This is a genomic window from Microbacterium sp. H1-D42 (assembly GCF_022637555.1).
Classification (GTDB): Bacteria; Actinomycetota; Actinomycetes; order Actinomycetales; family Microbacteriaceae; genus Microbacterium.
In genome coordinates, this window is the sequence record NZ_CP093342.1 from 2,373,062 (window position 1) to 2,395,921 (window position 22,860).

17 protein-coding genes are annotated in these 22,860 nt (G+C 69.3%); 9 read left to right on the top strand and 8 right to left on the bottom strand.

Going from position 1 to position 22,860, the window contains the following annotated elements; translation table 11 throughout:
- Positions 1-674 precede the first annotated feature (674 nt).
- A complete protein-coding gene (locus MNR00_RS11305; RefSeq protein WP_241926022.1) occupies positions 675-2,396 on the bottom strand; it encodes an ATP-dependent helicase in 1,722 nt (573 codons plus the stop codon).
- A complete protein-coding gene (nudC, locus tag MNR00_RS11310) occupies positions 2,393-3,298 on the bottom strand; it encodes an NAD(+) diphosphatase (protein ID WP_241926023.1) in 906 nt (301 codons plus the stop codon). Before nudC ends, MNR00_RS11305 begins: the two co-directional genes overlap by 4 nt.
- 165 nt (positions 3,299-3,463) lie before the next feature.
- Between nudC and MNR00_RS11315 the strand changes: the two genes are divergently transcribed.
- Positions 3,464-4,807: a hypothetical protein gene (locus tag MNR00_RS11315; protein WP_241926024.1), complete on the top strand. Its 1,344-nt coding sequence runs from the start codon at positions 3,464-3,466 to the stop codon at positions 4,805-4,807.
- Here the strand turns inward: MNR00_RS11315 and MNR00_RS11320 are convergent.
- Both MNR00_RS11320 and MNR00_RS11325 read right to left on the bottom strand, forming a co-directional pair.
- A complete protein-coding gene (locus MNR00_RS11320; protein ID WP_241926025.1) occupies positions 4,753-8,205 on the bottom strand; it encodes an ATP-dependent DNA helicase in 3,453 nt (1,150 codons plus the stop codon). The two genes, MNR00_RS11315 and MNR00_RS11320, sit on opposite strands and share 55 nt — an antisense overlap.
- Positions 8,202-11,432, bottom strand: a complete 3,231-nt coding sequence (locus MNR00_RS11325; RefSeq protein WP_241926026.1) for an ATP-dependent DNA helicase — start codon at positions 11,430-11,432, stop codon at positions 8,202-8,204. Before MNR00_RS11325 ends, MNR00_RS11320 begins: the two co-directional genes overlap by 4 nt.
- A 153-nt stretch (positions 11,433-11,585) precedes the next feature.
- Between MNR00_RS11325 and MNR00_RS11330 the strand changes: the two genes are divergently transcribed.
- Positions 11,586-11,810 carry a DUF3107 domain-containing protein gene (locus MNR00_RS11330; RefSeq protein WP_241926027.1) on the top strand — a complete coding sequence of 75 codons (225 nt, stop codon included), beginning with the start codon at positions 11,586-11,588 and terminating at the stop codon, positions 11,808-11,810.
- A gap of 1 nt (position 11,811) precedes the next feature.
- Positions 11,812-12,099, top strand: coding sequence for a hypothetical protein (locus MNR00_RS11335; protein ID WP_241926028.1), 288 nt, complete (start codon positions 11,812-11,814; stop codon positions 12,097-12,099).
- A gap of 39 nt (positions 12,100-12,138) precedes the next feature.
- Here the strand turns inward: MNR00_RS11335 and MNR00_RS11340 are convergent, their stop codons facing one another.
- The gene (locus MNR00_RS11340) at positions 12,139-12,849 is read right to left on the bottom strand and encodes a ferritin-like fold-containing protein (protein ID WP_241926029.1); all 711 of its coding nucleotides are present in this window, start codon (positions 12,847-12,849) and stop codon (positions 12,139-12,141) included.
- Positions 12,850-13,061: 212 nt separating this feature from the next.
- On the opposite strand from MNR00_RS11340, the gene MNR00_RS11345 reads away from it, so the two are divergent.
- Positions 13,062-14,594: a DEAD/DEAH box helicase gene (locus MNR00_RS11345; RefSeq protein ID WP_241926030.1), complete on the top strand. Its 1,533-nt coding sequence runs from the start codon at positions 13,062-13,064 to the stop codon at positions 14,592-14,594.
- A gap of 12 nt (positions 14,595-14,606) precedes the next feature.
- Here MNR00_RS11345 and MNR00_RS11350 read toward each other — a convergent pair whose 3' ends face one another.
- Together MNR00_RS11350 and MNR00_RS11355 are read right to left on the bottom strand one after the other, a co-directional pair.
- Complete coding sequence (locus MNR00_RS11350) at positions 14,607-15,527, bottom strand: DUF817 domain-containing protein (RefSeq protein ID WP_241926031.1); 921 nt, start codon at positions 15,525-15,527, stop codon at positions 14,607-14,609.
- Positions 15,528-15,609: 82 nt separating this feature from the next.
- Positions 15,610-16,488, bottom strand: a complete 879-nt coding sequence (locus MNR00_RS11355) for a PHP domain-containing protein (RefSeq protein WP_241926032.1) — start codon at positions 16,486-16,488, stop codon at positions 15,610-15,612.
- A gap of 54 nt (positions 16,489-16,542) precedes the next feature.
- Here MNR00_RS11355 and MNR00_RS11360 point away from each other — a divergent pair, with 54 nt between their 5' ends.
- From MNR00_RS11360 to MNR00_RS11380, 5 genes are all read left to right on the top strand, one after another.
- Positions 16,543-17,565 (top strand): endonuclease/exonuclease/phosphatase family protein, encoded by a 1,023-nt coding sequence (locus tag MNR00_RS11360; protein WP_241926033.1) that lies wholly within the window; start codon positions 16,543-16,545, stop codon positions 17,563-17,565.
- Between the two features lie 147 nt (positions 17,566-17,712).
- A complete protein-coding gene (locus tag MNR00_RS11365; protein WP_241926034.1) occupies positions 17,713-19,185 on the top strand; it encodes a S8 family serine peptidase in 1,473 nt (490 codons plus the stop codon).
- Between the two features lie 86 nt (positions 19,186-19,271).
- Positions 19,272-20,699 carry an aminopeptidase P family protein gene (locus MNR00_RS11370; RefSeq protein ID WP_241926035.1) on the top strand — a complete coding sequence of 476 codons (1,428 nt, stop codon included), beginning with the start codon at positions 19,272-19,274 and terminating at the stop codon, positions 20,697-20,699.
- Positions 20,700-20,707: 8 nt separating this feature from the next.
- Positions 20,708-21,595, top strand: a complete 888-nt coding sequence (locus tag MNR00_RS11375) for an aminoglycoside phosphotransferase family protein (RefSeq protein WP_241926036.1) — start codon at positions 20,708-20,710, stop codon at positions 21,593-21,595.
- Positions 21,592-22,227, top strand: coding sequence for an HAD family hydrolase (locus MNR00_RS11380; protein ID WP_241926037.1), 636 nt, complete (start codon positions 21,592-21,594; stop codon positions 22,225-22,227). The genes MNR00_RS11375 and MNR00_RS11380 overlap by 4 nt, the downstream gene beginning before the upstream one ends.
- Here MNR00_RS11380 and MNR00_RS11385 read toward each other — a convergent pair.
- A complete protein-coding gene (locus MNR00_RS11385; protein ID WP_241926038.1) occupies positions 22,217-22,849 on the bottom strand; it encodes an HAD family phosphatase in 633 nt (210 codons plus the stop codon). The genes MNR00_RS11380 and MNR00_RS11385 overlap by 11 nt on opposite strands.
- Positions 22,850-22,860 lie beyond the last annotated feature (11 nt).

Here is a 22,860-nt window from a genome sequence, read left to right on the forward strand (position 1 = left end):
CCACCTGGATCCCCGATACCCGATGCTCTGGCGTGACGACTGCACCATGCAGTTCGGGCTGGAGGGTGCGGTGCGCGTGCAGGTCGACGAGCCCTGGGTGGAGCCGCTGCTGCAGCAGCTGATCCGGGGCATCCGACACGGCTCGTTCGACGTCGTGGCGCACGGCGTCGGCGCGCCGCGCGCCGCGGCACGTCGGATGCTCGAGACGCTGCGGCCCATCCTGGTGCAGGACGCCCCCGCCGCCCCGCCGGTGTGGATCGACGATCTCAACATCGCGGACGGGCGCGTCGCTGAGCGGATGCGCCTGGCGCTGGAAGACGAGGGGATCCAACAGGCGCCCCGCGGCACACCGAAGGCCGTGGCGGTGGTCGTCATCGGCGGTGCGGCGGCTGCACTGCAGCTCGCGCCGTATCTGCGCGACGACGTACCGCATCTGCCAGTGGGGTTCGAGCAGCAGGCCGCACTGGTCGGCCCGCTCGTGGTGCCGGGTCAGACCCCGTGCCTGTCCTGCCGCGACGCGCATGAAAGCAGGCGCGACCCGGCGTGGCCGACTCTGCACGCCCAGCTGGTGGGACGCAGTGTGGCGATCAGCACGGCCAGGATCGCGCACGCCGCGGGGCTCGTGGCCCGGATTCTGCGCACGCCCACCCCGGCGGCCGGTCTGATGGTGCGGGTCAGTCCGGACGGACGGAACGCCTGGCGTTCGATCCGCCATCACGAAGAATGCCTGTGCCTCGAGATGTCGTCCCGATCTCAGCCAGGAACCGAGACGGCACCCGCTCCCCTCGCCCTGCCGAGCGGGACCACGACACCGCCAGCGTTCGCGCGGCCCGCGTGATGCCGACATAGGCGAGCCGGCGTTCCTCGTCGACCTGCTCGAACGACGACGCGTACGAGATCGGCAGCGCCCCCTCGGCCCAGCCGGACAGGAACACGTGCGGCCATTCCAGCCCCTTCGCCGCGTGCAGTGTCGACAGCGTGACCGTGTGCAGCACCGGCTCATGCTGATCCTGAGCTCGGGCCATCAGATCATCGGCGAAGACACGCAGCGTCGTGCCGACCGGGGCCTCCTCCGCCAGCCGCAGGATCGCTCGGCGCGCTTCCCATCCATCGCGCTGCGCTCCCCCGGCCTCTGGTGGCTCCTCGGTGAGCCCCAGCCCACGCAGCACATCCCGCACGGTCGGCAGGAATCCAGCATCCGACGGCGCCACAGCCGCACCCCGGAGCCCCAGCACCGCCTGGCGCACCTCCGGCATGTCGAAGAAGCGCGTGCCGCCGAGCACGCTCGTGGCGATGCCGCGCGCGGCGAGCGCCTGCTGCAGCACTGCCGACTGCGCATGCGCACGGTAGAGCACCGCGATGTCAGCCGGCGATGCCCCAGATGCGATGCGCTTCACGATCGCGGCGGCGATGCCGTCGGCCTCCTCGCGCTCACTGTCATAGGCGCTCAGGGTGGGCGTCTCACTGCCGATGCCCCCACCGGCGGGTACGAGGGCGAGTGCCCCTGGACGCCCGCGCATCAGCGCGTTGGCGGCTTCGAGGATCGGCGCCTGCGAGCGGTAGTTGGTCTCCAGACGCACGATCTTGGCGTCCGTGTAGCGCTTCTCGAACTCGAGCAGATAGCGCTGCTGCGCGCCGGCGAAGGAGTAGACCGTCTGGCTCGCATCGCCGACCACGCAGATGTCACGGCGGTCGCCGAGCCACAGCTCGAGCAGCCGGTTCTGCAGCGGCGAGACGTCCTGGAACTCGTCGACCGTGAAGTGCCGATACTGCTCGTGCACAGCGGCAGCGACGCGGCTCTCCGCTTCGAGCATGCCTGCGCAGGCCAGCAGCACGTCCTCGAAGTCGAGTTGCCGGCGATCGTCCTTGAGTGCCTCGTAGGCGGCTTGAAGTTCCAGGAGCTGCTCAGGTCGGATGCCCGAGATCGGTCGATTCTGCGCGGCGTACTGCTCGATCGAGAGCATCGAGACCTTGCGCCATTCGATCTCGGAAGCGATGTCGCGCAGGGTCGCGGTGCTGGGCCGCAGCCGCATCGCGTCGGCCGCCTGACCCAGCATCCGCACCTTGTTGTCGATGATCTTGGGGGCGACGTCGCCGGTGAGGGTCGGCCAGAAGAAGTTCAGCTGCTTGAGCGCTGCCGCGTGGAAGGTGCGCGCAGCGACACCGCCGACGCCGAGGTCGCGCAGCCGGCCACGCAGCTCCCCCGCCGCCTTCGCTGTGAAGGTGACTGCCATCACGCGGGACGGCGAGTACGCTCCGGTGTCGACACCGTGCGCGATGCGGTGAGTGATGACACGAGTCTTGCCGGTGCCGGCGCCGGCGAGCACGGCGACGGGTCCTCGGAGCACCGACGCCGCCTCTCGCTGTCGGTCATCGAGGGAGTCCAGGGCGCTCACAGTGCTCGGCTTCCCCGATCGGCGTGCCAGTCGACGATGAGCCTTCGTGCGATCGATGCTTCACCTGGCAGTCCCACTGGGCCGTCACCGGCGAGCGCACTGCCGATCTCGTCCCTGGTCAGCCAGCGCACGTCGATGATCTCCTCACCGTCTGGCACAGCGCGCTCATCGTCGGCGACGGCGCGGAATCCGATCATCAGCGATCGCGGGTACGGCCACGGCTGCGACCCCAGATAGCGCACATCGGCCAGCCGCACGCCGGCCTCCTCCTCGATCTCGCGGTGCACCGCAGACTCCAGCGACTCTCCTGCCTCGACGAAGCCCGCGAAGCACGAGTACATCCGTCCGCGCCAATTGGCGTTGGCACCGAGCAGCAGCTTCTCGCCGTCCGGGCTCTCCACCGCGACGATCACGGCGGGGTCGGTGCGCGGGAAGTGCTCGCGCCCGCATCCGGGGCAGTGCCGCGCCCAGCCCGCCTGGGTGAGTTCGAGCGCGGTGCCGCACGACGGGCAGTGCCGCGCCTCGACCAGCCAGCCCGCCAGCGCGATGGCGCTGACGAAGATTTCGGATTCGAGGGCAGAAAGCCGGCCGCCGGCATCCCGAAGTCCCAGCCAGGTCTCATCGGGTGCCGCGTCGATGCTGTCGGCGTGGGCGGAGACGGATGCCAGCAGCAGCGCCGCACCGTCGGAATCGCGCCCGAGCAGTGCCCATTCGGCCTCACCGACGCTCCCGGAGTCGACCCGCAGCACGCTCACATCGTCGGCGGTGTCGGCTGTCACGCGCAGGCGCCCGTCACGGACGACGACCACGCGGGTGTCAGGTTCGGCGATCAGTCGCTCGATGACTCCGGACTCGGGGCGAAGCTCCGCAGCCCTGTCGAGGGCGCCCTGTGATGCGATCATGCGATCCCCCTGATCTCGTACGTTTCACTCCTGCTCGTGCGCATGATGCCTGGGTGCATAAACCGCGGCAAGGGCGTGGCGCGGGCGCACCGACAAGGGTGCAGACCTACCCTTGAGAACATGGCACGCTCTCCTTTCACTCTAGTGGCGGCGGTTACTGCTGCATTGCCCGGGGCGGAGGTCGTCGGCGCCCGCACTCTGACTTCAGACGGCGACGGACGGTTCGACTCGGCTGTGGCGACCCTGGCCGACGGGCGCGAGCTGGTGATCCGCGTCGCCGAAGACGATGCCGCCGCCCTCGAGCTCGCCGAGGAGTCGCTGGCGCTGCGGGCTCTGACCGCAGGAGCCCGCGAGATGCTGCCGTTCCGCGCCCCGACGCATGTCGGGGAGACCCGCGTGGGTGAGGCTCGAGCCCTGGTCACCGATCTGATGCCCGGCTTCCAGATCGATGCGACACTCATCCCGGCAGGACGCGGAGCCGCCGTCTCGATCGGCGAGACGATCGCAGCCGTGCATGCGCTGCCGACCTCGGTCGTGCGGGCCGCAGGCCTTCCGGTCCGCGACGCCGCCGAAGTGCGCGCCGAGGTTCAGCAGATCGTCGATCGGGCCGCAGCCACCGGCAAGGTTCCCACACGGCTCACGGTGCGCTGGCGCGACGCGACAGCAGACGATGACCTGTGGCAGTTCGAGACCGCGGTGACCCTGGGAGGCGTGCAGGCGCAGTCCTTCCTGTTCGAGGACCACCCGGACGATGGTCCGCAGGTGGTCAGCATGCTCGGCTGGCGTGGTCTGACGGTCGGCGATCCGGCTGAGGACCTCGGCTGGCTCTCTGGTGCACCCGACGCTGCCGGCGACGTGCACGAGGCGTACACCGCCGCATCGTCACGGGCATCGGACGACGCGCTGCGGGTGCGCGCCCGGATGCACGCCGAGCTGGAGTTCGCCCGCTGGCTGGTGCACGGCGCCGAGTTGCGCCGCTCCGACATCATCGACGACGCCGCCGCGCTGCTGGAGTCGCTGGCCGAAGGACTGCGCAGCGATGATCTGCGCGTCATCGCCGCGTACACCGGCGGGGTGGATTCCGCCCTCGACGTGCTCGAGCGCGTGCCGGACACGACCGCGGCGACGATCGACACGTCGATGCAGACCGACGCGTACCGTCCCGAGGATCTGATGTGGCAGGACGTGGATCTGCCGGAGGCCGAGGACGCCGAGCAGGATGAGTCTCCGGCTGACGCGGACGCACCCGACGACGCCGAGGCAGCGGACGACGTGCCGTCCGCGGATGCGGTGGCCGAGAACCCGTCCTGGGAGGATCCGACGCAGGATCTCACCGAGATCAGCGGCGTGCGCGGCTCGGGGCACGACGCTGCGACGCCGATCGCGGAGGCGGAATCGGATGCTGTCGACGACGACCAGGAGCGCCCGAGCGACCTGGATTCGGCCGAAGAGGCTCAGCGCGCCGCGCGGGCGGCACTCCAGCGCTGGACCAGCTCCGACTCAGAGTAGACGCGGTCGCCGCGGATGACCAGATCGTCCGCCACGTAGTACAGCGCGACGTCGATCTCCTCCAGAGGCACCCCGAATCGCCGGTGGTAGGCGAGGCGGTAGAGCGCGAGCTGCAGCATCCGATCCTCGCGCTCAGCAGCCGTGCGCGGTGCGCGGCCCGTCTTCCAGTCGACGATCTCGATGCGGCCGTCGCGGTCCTCGCGGCGGTAGACCGCGTCGAGCTTGCAGATGACGATGTGCCCCTGCGCGCTCGCCGCGTCACCGTGGAAGGCGAAGTCGATCTCGATCTCGACGGCGATGGGCTTCAGCGGCGCCCACTCGCTGGCCTCGAACGTCGCCCGAAGGCGATCCAGGTCAGCGGCGTCCGCATCGGAGACTCCCGGCCCCTCCGGTGCATCGTCGTCGATCTCCCACAGGCCGTCATCGATCCCCGTGCCACCGCCGACGAGGCCGGACCGGTTCTCGACCCAGGCGTGGAACAGGGTGCCAAGCCGGGTCTGGCGGTAGGGGCGCTCCGGCATGGGCCGGACGATCTGCCCCAGCGTTCCGGCGTAGTCGGTGACGTAGTCCTTGAAGCGCGAGGCGGGCACGCGGGTCGGCGCCTCGGCGTCAGTGCCGCGCTGGCGCGCAGCGCGCTCGGCGAGCAGCCGCTGCAGTTCGACCGTCGGCTGCGGCTGCGTCTCCTGCGCGCGGCGCACGTCGTCAGCGGCGCGCTCGATCAGCGGGCGCCTGGCGCCGAGCGGGTCAAGTGGCCAGGTGGTCGTCATGCCGGGGCCGTCGTACGGATTCTCCTCCGGGTCCACGGGCGCGATCGCGTCGAGTCCGAGCACGTCGATCGCCTCGAACAGGTACGGGCTGGGCGTGCGCGGCTTCTTCTGTCCTGCCCAGTGCGCCCCGGTGAGCAGCAGATCGCTGCGGGCACGGGTGACGGCGACGTACGCGAGTCGGCGCTCCTCCTGCTTCTGGTAGTCGGAGTACGCCTTCTTGAATCGCGTCAGCGCGCCGCCTGGATACGTCTTCGTGATGCCGCCCGACAGCGACCGCTGCCCTTCGCGCTGACGCTTGACCGGATCCAGGCCGGCAGCATCCATCGCCTCCTGCGGGTCCCACTCGAACGTCGGCAGCGCGTCGGCGTCTCCGCGCAGCGGGAACGGAACGGCGCCGAACCCGAACCAGCCCGCGGTGTCGGTGGCCCGCGAGGGCAGTTCGTCGTCCACCAGGCGCACCACGGCCACCGCATCCCATTCCAGGCCCTTGGAGCCGTGGATGGTCAGCAGTTGCACGACACCGGGCTCGGGAGGCTCGGGGCGCGGCATGAGCTCATCGGTGCTCTCGGCCTTCTCCAGCCAGGCGAGCAGACTGCTGATCGTGCCGCGCTCGTCGGCGGCGAGGAACGCGCGCACCTCGTCGGCGAACGATCGCAGCTGCGTTGTGGCGATGCGTGCGGGGCCGCGGGTCTCGTTGACGGCGAGCTCGATGTCGAGGCGCAGCTCAAACTCGATGAGCCGGATCAGCTCGGGCAGCGGCTGGGTGATCGCCCGGCGCAGGCGCTCGAGCATCTCCCCCGCGGCGCGGATGCGCGCTCGCCCTTCTGGTGTGATGCCCTCGATCAGGCGGTAGTCGTCGCGCATACCGCGCACCACGTCCACCGCGTCGACGATCGACACCGATTCGTCGGCACCGCTGGAGGACCGCACCAGCGCCCGCACCTCGTCCGACAGCGGCATCAGTGCGCTGTCGCGGCGGGAGATCTCGGCTGCCAGGTCGTACAGCGCCGCCATGTCGGCCACACCCACCGCGAAGCGCGGTCCGGTGAGCAGACGGATGAGCGCAGAGCCCGCATTGGGGTCGTGGATGACACGCAGAGTGGAGACGACGTCGACCACTTCCGGCGTTGCGAGCAGGCCGCCGAGTCCGAGGATGCGATGCGGGATGCCTGCCGCGGCGAGCGCCCCGGCGAAGGTCTGCATGTGCCGCTTGGAGCGGAACAGGATCGCCCCGGTGTGCGGAGAGGTGCCCTGTTTCGCGGTGTGGTGCGCGGTGCGACGGGCGGCGAACCACTCGGCGACCTGCGTCGCCTCCTCGTCCACGGTGAACGCGAATCGCACCTCGACCGAGCCTTCGCCCGCACCGGGCCGCGTCTCGAGCGGCGGCACGTCGAGCCCTTCACGCTGCAGCGGCTTCAGCACCTCGTTGGCAACATCCAGGATGTGTGCGTCGTTGCGCCAGCTCGTCATCAGGCTGTACGTCTGCGCAGGCTGCTCGATGGCGAACGAGCCGGAGAAGGCGTACAGGTTGTCGGCGCTGGCACCGCGCCATCCGTAGATGGACTGGTGCGGGTCACCCACCGCCATCACCGCCGAATCGCGGAACAGCTCGGCGAGGAATCGCGTCTGTATTACGGAGGTGTCCTGATACTCGTCGAGCAGCACGACGCGGTGCTGCTCGCGCAGCTCGCCCCGCACATCCGGTGACGACTCGATGATGTCGTACGCGCCCGACACCTGGTCTGCGAAGTCGAGCACGCCGCGGCGGGTCTTCTCCGAGATGTAGTCGCGCACCAGGTCTGCGAGCACGGGCAGGGCGAGCAGGTTCGCCGACGCCTTGTCGACGGGGTCGGTGCCGAGATAGGGCTGGAAGGCGGAGGCCTGGTCTACGGCGATCCGCACGGCACGGTCGAGGTCGACACGATGGTCGAGCACATCGCCGGCGAGCTTCTGCACAGCATCCACGATGCCGGGCAGAGCGCGATCGATCAGCTCGAGCCCTGGCAGGTCGGCGCGCAGCACCACATCGCGGGCGAGGATCCACGACGCGGCCTGGCTCAGCATCGCGACGTCCGGGTCTCGGCCGATGCGCGCGGCGTGCTCGCGCACGATTCCGTCGGCGAACGCGTTGTACGTCGACACCCGCGGACGGATCATCAGGTCTTCCGCCGCGCGCGGCAGCGTGGCGTCCCACCCGGTGGCGTGGGCGGCGGCGAGCTCGTCGAGCACGTGCGATCGCACCAGGTCACGCTGGCGGCCTGGGGCGGCAGCATCCACTCGTTGCAGTGCGCCCGACGCGACGATCTCCGGCAGATGCGGCAGCAGCCCGCGGCGGCCGTACTCATCGATCATCGCCAGCCGGGCGCCGATGCGCTCCGACAGCTCTCCGGCCGCCTTTCGGGTGAAGGTGAGGCCGAGGATCTCATCGCGTCGCACATGCCCGTTGGCGACGAGCCACACGACGCGGCCCGACATCGTCTCGGTCTTGCCGCTGCCAGCGCCGGCGACCACGAGTGCCGGGGTTGGGGGCGCCTCGATCACCTGCTGCTGCGCCGGCGTCGGGGTCGGCAGTCCGAGTGCGCTGGACACGTCCGTCGCCGAGATGCCCAGTGACCCCTGCCAGGCGCTCACGCGCTCACCGCCGGCACTGTGTGGATGAGACAGGGCTGCACCCGCCATTGCGTGTCGGCGCAATGCGCCTCCACCTGTGCCGTGAAGCTGCTGGCCGACATGCCGCGCGCGGCTTCGGCGACGCGCTTCAGGAACTCATCGCGCGCCTCGCCGTCGAGTGTGTGCTGGTGCGCGACGCGGTAGTCGCTCTTCGAGAGCGTCTTGGCCACGAGCACCAGGCGGGCACCCGCGAGCGCGGCAGGTTCGGCACCGTCGACCAGCCCCTGTTGCACGGCGAGTTGATATGCCGACAGCTGCGCGTGTGCGAGCACTTTCTCATCGCTCTCGGGTTCGTACTTGCCGGTCTTCAGATCGACCACGACCACGTTCTCCTTGTCGCGCGTCATCGCCTGCCATCCGCGGCCACGCGCATCGGGGTGTTCTCCGCCACCGGCCGGGTAGGCCTCGACGCGGTCGATGTAGCCGTGGATGATCGCCTGGCGTGTGGCGTCCTCGCCTGCCTCGCTCTCAGCGACGGCGTGCACGGTGGGCATGGCATCCTCATCGGCGGGGACGTCGACGGTCAGCCGGAACTCCACCTCGCTGGCGAGCACCCTGCCGCCGTCGGCCGCCACCTGACCCAGGTACGAATGCACGCGGTCGACGTACTGCTCGGCCCTCCGCCGCTCCTTGCGTCCGATCCACTCGGTGTCGAAGTCGAGTTCGGGCCAGCGCTGGGCGACCACCTCGCGCATGCGCTCGAGGTCGCCGTCGGGGGCGGTCTCCATGGCGGCGTGCACGATGGTTCCGATGCCGGCCGAGGGCGGCAGCACGGTGTCACCGCCGAGGGCGGAGACGACCCAGTTGAGACCGCACTCCTCGAAGGCCTCCATGCGCGAGGGCGATACGCGTGCCGCCTCGACATCGAGGTCGCGCAGCGGCGCCACCGTCGACGGCGGCGTGACGCCGTACCACTCGCCGGTCGCTGCCCCCGGCACGCCTTCCTGTGCCAGTACGGCCAGCTGGCCGGCGGCTTCTTGGCGGGCGGCCGGCGAAGTCGAGGTGGTCAGCGCGCGGCGATGCCGTGCGACCAGGCCGCGCAGGGTCAGCGGATGCTCGGCAGACGGATGCCGCTCGGGTGGTTCGGGCTGCGGGAGGAACCCGAAGAAGGGGCTCGGAGTGGAGTCGTCGTCGTCGACTGCGGTGATCAGCAGGCGCGAGCGCGCCCGCGAGACCGCGCGGACGAACAGTCGCAGCTCGTCGTGCAGCGCGCTGCGGCGGCGGTCGAGCACACCGGGGACGATGGCGTCGGTTCCCGTGCGTGCGGCGGTGATGGCGTCGGCGAGGCGCCAGGTCTGCAGCATTCCGCCGCGAAGACGCACATTCGGCCAGACGCCGTCCTGTACGCCGGCGATGACGACGGCGTCGAACTCGGCACCGAGTGCGGTCGCCGGTGTCAGCAGCGTGACGCGTCCAGGACGCTCGGGGGCGGAGAGCGTGTCCTCCGGCACCTCGCTGCCGAGGATGTCGCGCACGAACGTCTCGGGCTTCTCCTGTGGGGTGCGTTCGACGAATCGCTTGGCCGCATCGAACAGGGCGACCAGCGCGTCGAGCGCCCTGGCGGTCTCGCCGCCGGTGGACTGCATGGCGTTCTCGCGCCACGAGATCTGCAGCTTTCGCCCGTCCACTCCCCTGGCCGCATCCCACGCCCGCCACAGCAGATCGTGGATGGTCTCGCCGGCCTCGGCAGCGGCCGTCATCTCGGCGAGCGTCTCGGAGAACCGGGCAGCGGCACGCGCCTCGCCGGCGTCGATGAGGGTCAGATGGGTCGGGGCGGCCATCGCCTGCCGCAGCAGTTCGCGCGCTGGCGCCTGACCGCCGTGTTCGAGTTCGAGGTGGCGCAGTCGGGCCCGCAGACGCCGCAGACCGATGGCGTCCATGCCGCCGAACGGCGACCGCAGGGCCTCTTCGAGCTGCTGAGGGGTGCGCTCCTCCAGCGGTGTCAGAGCGAGGTCGACGATGCTGACCAGGTCCCGCACGACCGACTCGTCGCCGAGGGGCCGCTGCACCCCGGCGGCGCGGGTGGGCACGTCACGTGCGGCGAGTTCGGCCTCGAGCTGAGCGACCTGCCTGGTGTCGTGGGCGATGACGGCCATGCGATCCCAGCGGATCCCGGCGCCGAGGTGCCAGTCGCGCAGAACACCGGCGATGCGGTCGACCTCTTCATAGGGCGAGGGGGCGATGAAGGTCGTGAGGGCCGCGTCGGCGTCGTCGACCGCAACGGGTGCTCGACGGTGATCGACCCGCCCTGACGCGCCGATCGCCTGCGTCACAGTGCGGGTGAGCGCGGTGAGGGCGGGCACCTGTCGGTGCGGGGCGTCGAGCACGTGCACGTCGCCGAGCTCTGCGGCGAGCCGCGCGAACAGCTCGGGGCTCGCGCCGCGGAATGCGCCGGACGAGATGTCGGGATCGCCGAACGCCAGCACGGCAATGCCCCGCGAACGCAGGGCGCGTACGAGGGCGATGCCGCCGCGCGTGAGCTCCTGGGCGTCGTCGATGAGCACGACCCGCAGACCCGCGAGCGGCCCCAGATCTGCGGCGTCGGCCGTGTGCAGGATGCCAGCGGCCTCACTGAGCAGATCCGCCGCATCGCGATGGGCTGAACGCAGGCGACCCAGCACGTCGTGGTAGTCGTCGAGGAAGTCACCGGCGGCCGCCCATAGCTCGTCGCCCTGATCCCGCAGCTCCCCGGGCAGCACACCGAGTTCCGTGCACTCGGCGAGGAATGCACGCAGTTCGGAGCGGAAGCCCTTCGACGCGCGAACCGACGGTCCGAGCGAATCCGGCCAGCGCACGGCACCGTCTTCATTGTCGTCTTCGGCGTCGCCAGCGAGCAGATCGGCGATGATGCGGTCCTGGTCCGCGCCGGTGAGCAGAGCCGGCGGCTCTTCGCCGGCGCGCACCATGGCGCCGCGCACCAGCTGGAATGCGAACGATCCGACCGACCGTGCCAGCGGCCCAGGCGTCGCCTGCGCGACGCGCACGCCGATCCGGTCACGCAGCGCCGTCGCCGCCTGCCGGTTCGGCGTCAGCGCCAGCACCTCCTCCGGACGCATGCCCGCATCGAGCAGGTGCACGACGCGGTCGACGAGCGCGGTCGTCTTTCCGGTGCCGGGGGCGCCGATGACGACGCCGGATGCTGCCGGGTCAGCATCCACGATCGCGCGCTGCGCAGCATCCTCAGTCATGGTTCCCACGCTATCGGCGCGGACGGACATCCCCACTCTGCGCCACCGCGACCCTCGCGCTGTGCGCCCACGGCGAAATCGACCGCGCCGTCGAACCGAGGCCGGATGCCAGCCGGTAGAGTTGCCGGTGTTCGCAGAACGTCAGGAGATCGCGTGGAAATCCGCATCGGCATCGTCAACACCGGCCGTGAGCTCAGCTTCGAGACCAGCAGCAGCGCCGAAGAGGTGCGCAAGCAGGTGACCGACGCGCTCGAGCAGAACGCGAGCCACATCAGCTTGGCCGACGCCAAGGGCAGCTCGTACATCGTGCCCACCGCGAACCTCGCCTACATCGAGCTGGGCACCGAAGAGTCGCGTCGCGTCGGCTTCGTCGCCTGACATGTACATCCTGCTTGCACTCATCGCCGCGTGCTCGCTGGGCATCGGACTGCATTTCCTGATGCCCAAGCGCGACCTGCGCGGTGTCGCCGTCACTCCGGCGGTCGCGACCGCGGTCGCGGCCGCGGTCTACACGATCATGCAGTGGGCCGGCATCGCCGACGGAAACGTCTGGCTGTGGGTGGTGAGCATCGGGGGCGGCCTGCTGGTCGCAGCGATCGCCACCGCCAGCATCAGCGCGCAGCGCACGCACCACGACCGGCTCGAGAAGCAGGCCCTCGGGATCTGACCGGCGGACGGCTGCTGCCGCCCGCGATCCGATCGGATGCTACGAGGCGAGACCCATGGCATCCATCCGCCGCGCGTGCGCGCCCATCAGCTCGGTGTAGACCGGCTCGATGCGGACGTCATCGGCTTCGAGGCGCCCTGGGCGCAGCGCGCCGCGGCAGACCAGCAGTGTGTCGCCGACCAGGCGCCTGCCCCACATCGACAGCAGTGAGCGCCATTCGTCGTCGCTCTCGATGGTCTGCTGGATGATCGCGACGATCTCGCTTCCGCGATCGTCCTGACGCAGGATCGCGGCGACCCGCTCCCCCGTCTCGCCGTAGCTCGAGGCGAGCGCGAGGTAGAAGTCGTCGAGCATGCCTGCGGTGAGGTACACCGACAGCAGCGTCTCCTCCTGGCGCACGCCGATGGTCTTGAGCCGGAACGCGTCGAGGTTCTCGCGGAACGGCAGCATGACCTCGGTCGGGTCATCGCCCAGGTCGGAGATGATCTCGACGATGCCGCGATGCTTGTCGAGGGCGGCGCCCGCGGCGCGGGAGAGCGCCTCCTTGCGCGCGAGTTCGTGCGTGCCTCGGATGCCGCGGGTGAGCGTCTCGAAGTAACCGAGCTGCAGATAGGCGGCTTGGCCGAGGAAGCGGTTCAACTCCGGCGCGAGTTCGGCGAAGTCGATGCGCGTGGCGCCGCTACTGTCGCCCCTGCTGCGCAGCGTCAGATTGCGCCTCTGCGGCTTGCGCTTCCAGAACCAGTTGACCACCTGCTCAGACTACCGGCCGCGAGCTGAGGCGCTGCAGCAAGGCGCCTTGAAGCCCTCCTCCCGGCATCCGACGCCCTCTCCGGTAGGCTTACCCCTGTCCTGCCATCGGAGCAGGGCCCCGCGCCTGTGGCAGCAGTTGACGGCGTGGATCCGTTAACAAGGCGCCGCTCGTGAGGCAACCGCCGCGCACGCGCCGGACAGGCAAACATACTGTGACTTCATTCGCTGATCTGGGGATCGATCAGGACATCGTCGAGGCGCTCGCCGCCAAGGGGATTGTCGACGCCTTCCCCATCCAGGAGCAGACCATCCCCCTCGGCCTTCCCGGCCAGGACATCATCGGGCAGGCCAAGACCGGCACCGGCAAGACCTTCGGCTTCGGCATCCCCGTGGTGCAGCGCCTCGGCCTTGACCCCGAGCCTGGCGTCAAGGCGCTCATCGTCGTCCCCACCCGCGAGCTCGCGGTGCAGGTGTACGAGGACATGGATCTGCTCACCTCGAACCGCTCCACGAGCGTCGTCGCCATCTACGGCGGCAAGGCGTACGAGGGCCAGATCGACCAGCTCAAGGCCGGCGCGCAGATCGTCGTCGGCACGCCGGGTCGTCTGATCGACCTCGCCAACCAGCGTCTGCTCGACCTGTCGAACGCGACAGAGGTCGTGCTCGACGAGGCGGACAAGATGCTCGACCTCGGCTTCCTCGCCGACATCGAGAAGATCTTCTCGAAGCTGCCGCCGGTGCGCCACACGCAGCTGTTCTCGGCGACCATGCCCGGCCCGATCGTCGCGCTCGCGCGTCGGTTCATGACCAACCCGATCCACATTCGCGCCAACGACCCCGACGAGGGCCTGACGCAGGCGAACATCAAGCACATCATCTACCGCGCGCACTCGCTCGACAAGGACGAGATCATCGCCCGCATCCTGCAGGCCGAGGGCCGAGGCAAGGCCGTCATCTTCACCCGCACCAAGCGTGCAGCGCAGCGACTGGTCGATGAGCTCGGCGATCGCGGATTCAACGTCGGCGGCGTGCACGGCGACATGGGCCAGGAGCAGCGCGAGCGCTCGATGGCGGCGTTCAAGGCCGGCAAGCGCGACGTGCTCGTCGCCACCGACGTCGCCGCCCGAGGGATCGACGTGGACGACATCACCCACGTCATCAACCACACCATCCCCGACGAGGACAAGACGTACCTGCACCGCGCCGGTCGCACCGGCCGCGCGGGCAAGACGGGCATCGCCGTCACGTTCGTCGACTGGGAGGACCTGCACAAGTGGGCCCTGATCAACCGCGCCCTCGAGTTCGGCCAGCCCGAGCCCGTCGAGACCTACTCGTCGAGCCCGCACCTGTTCACCGACCTCGACATCCCCGAGGGCACGAAGGGCCGTCTGCGCACGGCGCCGAAGGCCGAGAAGGCACCGGCGGAGCGCAAGCAGCGTCCGCCGCAGAAGGCATCGGATGCTGCCGCCGAGGGCACCGACGAGGGCACCACCCGCCGTCGCCGTCGTCGTCGTCGCGGCTCCGAGGGCGAGAAGGTCGGCTCGACCTTCGCCGAGGGCGCTGAGCAGCCGGCATCCTCCGCTGCCACGGAGGCTGTCTCGGACGCACTTCGGAATTCCGAGGGCGGCGGAGGTACGCACGACGGTGACACCACGACCGAGCACCGCGACGGCAAGCCGGCACCGCAGCGTCGTCGCCGCCGTCGCCGCAGCGGCGGTGGTGCAGGCGCCCCGACCGGCGCCTGACGCTCCATCAGCTCATCGAGGCCTCTCCTGCTCAGCAGGAGGGGCCTCGACGCTGTCATCGGGACGCACTCGAGCGGATGCCACCGCCCCCGGCCCCCGCGGCGGGTACACCCACGTGACCAGCACGACCGAGATGATCATCAGCAGGAACCACGAGCCGAGCTTGCTGATCGACACCAGCTGCCAGCCGTCCACCTGGTCGGGGTAAGCCCACGCTCCCGCCCAGGTGCCGATGTTCTCGGCCAGCCAGATGAAGAACGCCACGCCACCGAACACCGCCAGCACCGGCAGCCGCAGCACCTTCACGCGGATCCGCGCGTACATCACGGTGCGCCCCCAGAGCACGACCACGGCGGCGAAGAGCACCCAGCGGGCATCCCACCAGAAGTGGTGCGTGAAGAAGTTCGCGTAGATCGCCACTGCGACGATCGCGGTCAGCCAGCGCCGCGGGTATCGCGAGAACCGCAGATCGAACAGCCGGTACACCCGCACCATGTACGACCCGATCGCCGCGTACATGAAGCCGCTGAACAGCGGCACTCCGCCGATGCGCAGCATCCCCTCGGCCGCATATGCCCACGATCCCACGTCGGTCTTGAACAGCTCCATGATCGTGCCGGTGAGGTGGAACAGCACGATCACCCGCAGCTCGCGCACCGTCTCCAGCCCGAAGACGAGCATGGCGACCTGGATCAGCACCGCGGCCACAGTCAGGAAGTCGTTGCGGGCCAGCGCCGCATCATCGGGATAGAACAGCCGAGCCGCGATTATCACGACCAGCAGGCTCGCGCCGAAGGCACACGCCCATGCCTGTTTGAGCACGAACACCACGAACTCGATGAGCGCAGCGCGCACTCCCTGCGCGGCTGCGTCCTGCAGCATCCGATCTGCGACCTGATCGATGCGCTGCTCCAGCGCGGTGCCCCACTGCATGCCGTCGACGGTATCGACACCGCCCGACAGACCACCGGGAGAATCCCGACCGTTCGCTGAGGCCCGGGCGCGCAGTCGGGTGCTAGGCGTATCGCGGCTGTGCGCCGGTCGCGCGGTCGATGATCCTGGCCACCATCTCGTCGGACGTCGTGTTCTCACCAGGACGGTTCGGCTTGCCGGTCATGCCGTGATAGTCGCTCGAACCCGTCGCGATCAGGTCGTGTCGGGCGACCAGCTCGCGCAGCGCCTTCTTGCCGTCCTCGGTGTTCTCGCGATGGTCGATCTCGAAACCGCCGAGCCCCTCGGCGATCAGCCTCTCCAGGAACGACACCGGCAGCATCCGATCCCTACCCATCGTGACCGGGTGGGCGATGATCGCCACTCCCCCAGCTCTCGTGATCAGCCGCACCGCGGTGAGCGGATCGGGCGCGTAGTGGGGTTCGTAGTAGCCGCTGCGCGGATGCAGGATGCCCTCGAATGCCTCCGTGCGGTCGAGCGCGAAGCCGCGCGCGATGAGCGCGTCGGCGATGTGCGGGCGGCCGACCGTGGCATCCACCGTCGTCTGCTCGAGCACGTCGTCCCAGCGCAGGTCGTAGTCGCGGGCGATGTTGCGCACGATCCGCTCGGCGCGGCCGACGCGGTCGGCACGGATCTTCTCGGTCTCTGCGGCGAGCGCCGGATCCGTCGGGTCGAAGAGGTAGCCGAGCACATGCACGCTGCGCCAGTCGTGCCTGGCCGACAGCTCCATGCCCGGCAGGAACGTCATGCCAAGCGAAGCCGCCGCGGCGCCCGCCTCGTCCCAGCCGGTGGTGCGATCGTGGTCGGTGAGGGCGAGAGTGCGGATGCCATGCGCATGGGCCTGTCGCATGACCTCGGTCGGCGTCTCGGTGCCGTCGGAGTGGTTGGAATGCAGGTGCAGATCACTCGGCCCTGTGAAGGTGGAGTGCGCGCCTGACGTCATCCTCTGAGCGTACCGCCAGGGCCGTCACAGCCGGCTCCTCTAGGCTTTCGGACGATGCTACGACTGATCGGAATCCTCATCTCGGTGCTGTTCGCGATCGCGACGGCGATTCTCGTGTGGCCGCAGTTCTTCCGGCTCGAGATGACCTTTCCGATCGCGCAGCTCGTGTCGTCCCGGATGCTCCTGGTGGTCGCGTTCCTCGCCATCGCCGTGTTGGCCGTGCTGCTGATGTTCGCCCGGCCGCTGCGCGGCTTCGCAGCATCCATCCTCATCATCGCGCTACTCGGCGCCGGTGCGAACGGCGTCGTCGGTGCCGTGCGCGGGTTCGGGTTGGATGCGCTGCCGCAGAAGTCGGATGCCAGCATCCGCGTGCTCACGTGGAACACCGCCGGCGCTGCGGTGTCGGCCGAGACCATCGCCAAGGTCGTCCGCGACCAGCAGGTCGACATCGTGACGCTGCCCGAGACCTCTGAAGAGGTCGGCGAGCAGATCGCCATCATGATGCGCGACGCCGGCGACCCGATGTGGGTGCATCACGTGAACATCCGCCCCGACGTGCCAAACGGCCCGCAGGCGTGGCAGACCACGATCCTCACGTCGGCAGAGCTCGGCGAGTACGCGGTCATCGACTCGTCGACCGACGGGTCGAGCAACACCGGCTCGGTGCCGAGCGCCGTCGCGATGCCGGTGAGCGGCGATGGCCCCACGATCGTCGCCGTGCACGCGGTGGCGCCGCGACCGGATGCCATGACGCGGTGGAAGTCGGACCTCGCGTGGATCGCCGACCAGTGTCCCGAGGGCGACTTCATCCTGGCCGGCGACTTCAACGCGACCGTCGATCACATGGCCGGTCTCGGCATGGACGGCGGCACGATGGGCCGCTGCAGGGACGTGGCGTCGAACACCGGCAACGGGATGGTCGGCACGTGGCCCGCTGACCTGCCGCGCCTGCTCGGTGCACCGATCGACCACATCATGGCCAGCGCGAACTGGCGGGCCTCCGGGTCGGTCGTCCTCGATGATGCCGGCGGCAGCGACCACCGGGCCGTGGTGGCGCAGCTGGAGCCCGCAAGCTGAGCTGTTCTGTGCGTTATCTTCGAGCAGCCATTGAACCGCCAGTGGGCGCACGCTAGAAATGCAGGTGAGGGCCACAGCCCTCCCGGCGCACCGCCGGTCTTCCAACGATGAAAGGCCGTCATGACTCCCCATTTCCGACGCCGAACGATGCGCAGCATCGTCGGCACCGCCGCCGCCCTGGCGCTCGTCCTCGCGGGCGGACTCAGCGCCACCGCAGCAACCTCCGAGACCTCGACCCCCGTCCCGATCCTGCCCCCAGACGGCACTGTCATGAGCTACGTGGTCAACACCGGCCAAGCCAACCCCGGTCAGACCCGCAAGGCTGAGAAGGCCATCGCCGCAGCCGGCGGCGTGGTCGTGCAGAGCTGGCCGCAGATCGGTGTGATCGTGGCGCAGTCCGACCGTGCGGCTTTCCGCGACGACATCAAGGTCACCGGCAAGAACGCGGTATCTTCCGTCGGGGCCACCCGCACAGCGGAGGTCAAGGACAAGGTCACCGGCTCGGGTGTGCCGTGGGGTCCCGGTTCGTCTGGCTGGAACCAGGGCAAGAACAAGCCGGTGAACGGCGACGAGCCATCCGTCCCGATCCCGGGCTCCGGCACCGAGCAGTACACGTCGCTGCAGTGGGACATGACCATGATCGGCTCCGACAAGGCGAACCTCGTCACCGACGGCAGCCGCAACGTCCTGGTCGGCGTGCTCGACTCCGGCATCGACCCGAACCATGTCGACCTCAAGGCGAACATCGACGTCGCCAACTCAGTCAACTGCACGGTCGGCGGTCGCCCCGACCAGTCCGAAGGCGGCTGGTATCCGACCACCTCGGATCACGGCACGCACGTCGCCGGCACGATCGCCGCGGCACGCAACGGCGTCGGCATCGTCGGCGTCGCACCGAACGTGCGACTGGCCTCTGTCAAGGTCGTCAACGACGACGGGTACATCTACCCCGAGTACGCGATCTGCGGATTCATGTGGGCCGCGCAGCAGGGGATGGACGTCACGAACAACAGCTACTACGTCGACCCGTTCGAGTTCTGGTGTGCTGACCAGCCCGACCAGGCCGCCGTGCAGGAGGCCGTGACGCGCGCCGTGAAGTGGTCCGTCGACAAGGGCGTCGTCAGCGCCGCAGCGGCAGGCAACTCAGCGCTCGATCTGCGAACAAACACGACCGATGCAGGCAGTCCCAATGACGCTGCAGAACCGGTCACGCGCACGATCAACTCCGGATGCCTGGACCTTCCCGCCCAGCTCCCAGGGGTGGTCACCGTGTCGTCCATCACACAGACGGGTCAATTGTCGTCCTTCTCGAACCGCGGTCTCGGGCAGATCGATGTCGCGGCCCCTGGTTCGCGCATCGCGTCGACGGTTCCGGGCGGCTGGGCGTACAAGAACGGCACGTCGATGGCCTCACCGCACGTCGCCGGTGTGCTCGCCCTGATGAAGTCGGTGCATCCCGAGCTGACCCCGGCGCAGATGGTCGAGAAGCTGCAGGCCGATGCGACACCGACCCCGTGCTCGCCGCCGCAGAGCAACCGGGGCGCGGCCTGCGAGGGCACGACCGCGCTGAACAGCTACTACGGCTACGGCATCGTGGACGCGCTGAAGGCCGTGCAGTGATCTGACGACGCTGCATGATCTGCGGGACCCGGGTGCTCATCACGATCACCCGGGTCCCGTCGTGTGAGGAGTGAGAGGATGGAGGCATGAGCACCCCCGCAGATGGCGACACGATCGCCGAGTCCTCCGACGCCGTCGTCGAAGAGCAGCCCAAGAGCCCCCGCAAGCAGCCGTTCCCGCAGGGCTTCCTCGACACGATCTCCACCGGATGGGCCGATCGCACCGAGTCGATGCCGTCGGCCCGTGCCCAGGCGTCCTACGCCGCCGCGCGTCGTGCCAAGGTCTCTGAGGCCTTCCCCGGTAAGCGCCTGGTGATCCCGGCAGGGTCGTTCAAGCAGCGCAGCAACGACACCGACTACCCGTTCCGCGCGCACTCCGCTTTCGTGCATCTGACCGGCTGGGCGAACGAGTCCGAGCCCGACTCGCTGCTCGTCTTCGAGCCGGCGTCCTCTGGCGGCCACGAGGTCACCTTGTATTTCCGTGAGCGTGCGGATCGCACCACCAGCGAGTTCTACTCGGATGCCACGATCGGCGAGTTCTGGATCGGCCCGCGCCCGTCACTGGCCGGCGTCGCCGCTGACCTCGACCTCGCCACGGCGCACGTCGACACGTTCGTCTCCGGAGACGGCGACCTCGTCGTCGATGCCGATGAGGACCTCACCCGCTTCGTCTCCGAGCTGCGGCTCGTGAAGGACGAGTACGAGATCGCCGAGATGCGCAATGCGATCGCGGTGACAGCATCCGGATTCGATGACATCATCAGCGAATTCGACAAGGCGATCGCGCACCCGCGCGGCGAGCGCATCGTCGAGGGCGTCTTCCACCAGCGCGCCCGCAGCGACGGGCATTGGGAGGGCTACGACACGATCGCGGCGTCCGGTCACCATGCCTGCTACCTGCACTGGACCCGCAACGACGGCACCGTCGTGCCTGGTGACCTCATCCTCATCGACGCCGGTGTCGAGGTCGACAGCCAGTACACGGCTGACATCACGCGCACACTGCCCGTGAACGGCACCTTCTCCGACGTGCAGCGCCGCGTGTACGACGTGGTGCTCGAGGCTGCGGATGCCGCGTTCGCCGTCGCGAAGCCCGGCGCACGGTTCCGTGAGGTGCATGAGGCCGCCATGGCGGTCATCGCCCGTCGCACCGCTGAGTGGGGCGTGCTGCCCGTCAGCGCCGAGGAGGCGCTCGACGCCGACAAGGGCGGTCAGCACCGCCGCTACATGGTGCACGGCACGTCCCATCACCTGGGGATCGATGTGCACGACTGCGCGCAGGCGCGTCGCGAGATGTACTACGACGGCGTGCTGGAGCCCGGCATGGTCTTCACGATCGAGCCGGGACTGTACTTCCAGATCGATGACCTCACGGTGCCGGCTGAGCTGCGGGGCATCGGGGTGCGCATCGAGGACGACATCCTGGTGACCGCGGATGGCGCCGAGAACCTCTCGGCTGACATCCCGCGCACGGCCGAGGACGTCGAGGCCTGGATCGCACGGCTGAACGGCTGAGCATCAAGATGCACGACGACCAGCTGGTCGTCACCACGGAACTCGCGGGCGAGCTGATCGCCCGCGAGTTCCCACGTCTGGCGGGGCTGCCGATCACGGCGGTGTCGGGCGCGGGGACCGTCAACGCGATCTTCCGCGTCGGCGCCGACGTCGGCGCCCGCTTTCCGCTGCAGGCGACGGATGCTGCGGTGCTGAGCGCCGAGGTCGCGGCGCTGACGGAGTTCGCCGACGCATCACCGTTTCCCGCGCCGCGGCCCCTCGGCCTCGGTGCGGGTGACGAGCGCTACCCGTCGGCCTGGGCGCTGCAGAGCTGGCTGCCCGGCGACGTCGCCGATCCACTGCGCGCTGCCCACTCCGAGGCCTTCGCCGAGGATCTGGGCGAATTGATCGTCGCTTTGCGGGCGGTGCCGGTCGGTGACCGCATCTTCGCGGGCCGCGGACGTGGCGGCTCGCTGAGCGACCATGACGGCTACATTGCACACTGCCTCGAACAGAGTGCCGGTCTCGTCGACGTCACGAGGGTCGCGGCGGTCTGGACGGCCCTGCACGAGACTCCGACGGCCGGCGAGCACGTCATGAGTCACCGCGACCTGACCCCGGCGAATCTGCTCGTGTCGGAGGGACGCCTGGTCGGCGTGCTCGACGGTGGCTCGTTCGGCCCCGCCGATCGCTCGCTCGATCTGGTCTGCGCGTGGCATCTGCTCGATGCCCCGCGGCGAGCTCGGCTGCGCGGGATCGTCGGTGCGTCGGATGCTGAGTGGCGCCGCGGTGCGGCTTGGGCACTGCAGCAGGCGATGGGTCTGGTCTGGTACTACGAGGAGTCCAACCCGGTCATGGCAGAGCTCGGTCACAGCACAGTGTGGCGGGTGCTGAGTGACAAGGATGTCAGCGGGTGAGCGCACCCGGCATCATCGTCTTCGACCTGGACGGCACACTGGTCGATCAGCTCGCCGCCGTGCGGCGTTGGACTGACGAGTTCGTCATCCGGTATGACGTCGACCCTGCCTTGTCTCGGTGGATCACAGATCAGTTGACCGCTCGCGCACCCAAGGACGAGGCATTCGAGCGCATCTCGGAGAGGGTGCCCGCATCCGGGCATCCATCGAAGTCATGGCGGGACTACCGCGTACGCATGCCCGAACTCGTCAGTCTGTTCCCCGGAACGGAGGACGCCCTGCGTGGACTGCGGCGTGCGGGATGGGTGCTCGGCATCGCCACCAACGGCATGGCCGACAATCAGGTCGGCAAGATCAGGCGCACCGGCCTCGATGCCCTGGTGGACGGCTGGGTGGTGTCGTCGGAGATCGGGGTCCGCAAGCCGGATCCGCTTCTGCTCACGGCGCTCGCCACGCAGCTCGACGTCCCTCTGCACGGCTGGATGGTCGGCGACGGCATGGAGTCGGATATCGAGGCCGGCCGCCGTGCGGGTCTGCGCACGGCACGGGTCTGTGCCGCGGGTGACTCCGCTGATGCCGACCTCATCGTGCCGGACGTCGCGGCGTTCGCCGCGGCGATTCTCACACGCTGACAGCGAGCCCCGTTGCGCGCAGCGCCTCGCGCAGCCCGTCGATGCTGGTGAAGTGATGCGTGGGCATGCCGAGCACGTGGGCCCCGGCAAGCTTGCCGGCCGAGTCGTCGGTGAAGAACACCTCGTGCGGGTGGAGGGAGAGCGCGTCGAGCACGTGCTGGAAGGCGCGCACGTCAGGCTTGGCGAAGCCGATGTCGGCTGAGTTGAAGACAGCGTCGACGCGAGAATCGATCCCGAGCTCACGCAGTTCGGCCGGGATCGTGTCCGTGCCGTTGGTGAGGATGGCCGTGCGGATGCCGGATGCCCGCAGCTCGTCGCTGAGCGCCAGCATGTCCTCATCGGGCGTCGACGGGTGCGCCGCCCATTCGGCCGCGGCGACGGTGTTCTCAAGGAGGGCGCCGACGCGCAGCATCCACTCCTCCCGCGTGATCGCGCCGGTCGTGACGGCGGCGAGCAGCGACGCATCGAAGGCGGTCTCATGGATGCTGCCGGCAGGCAGCCCGTGCCGGGCCTCGATCCGCGCGACGTGCACCGGGTCGAAGTGCCGCAGCACTCCGTCGAGATCGAAGACGACGGCACGGATCATGCGACGGTCGGTGTCGGTCGGCTGTGATCTCTCCATTCATCCATGCT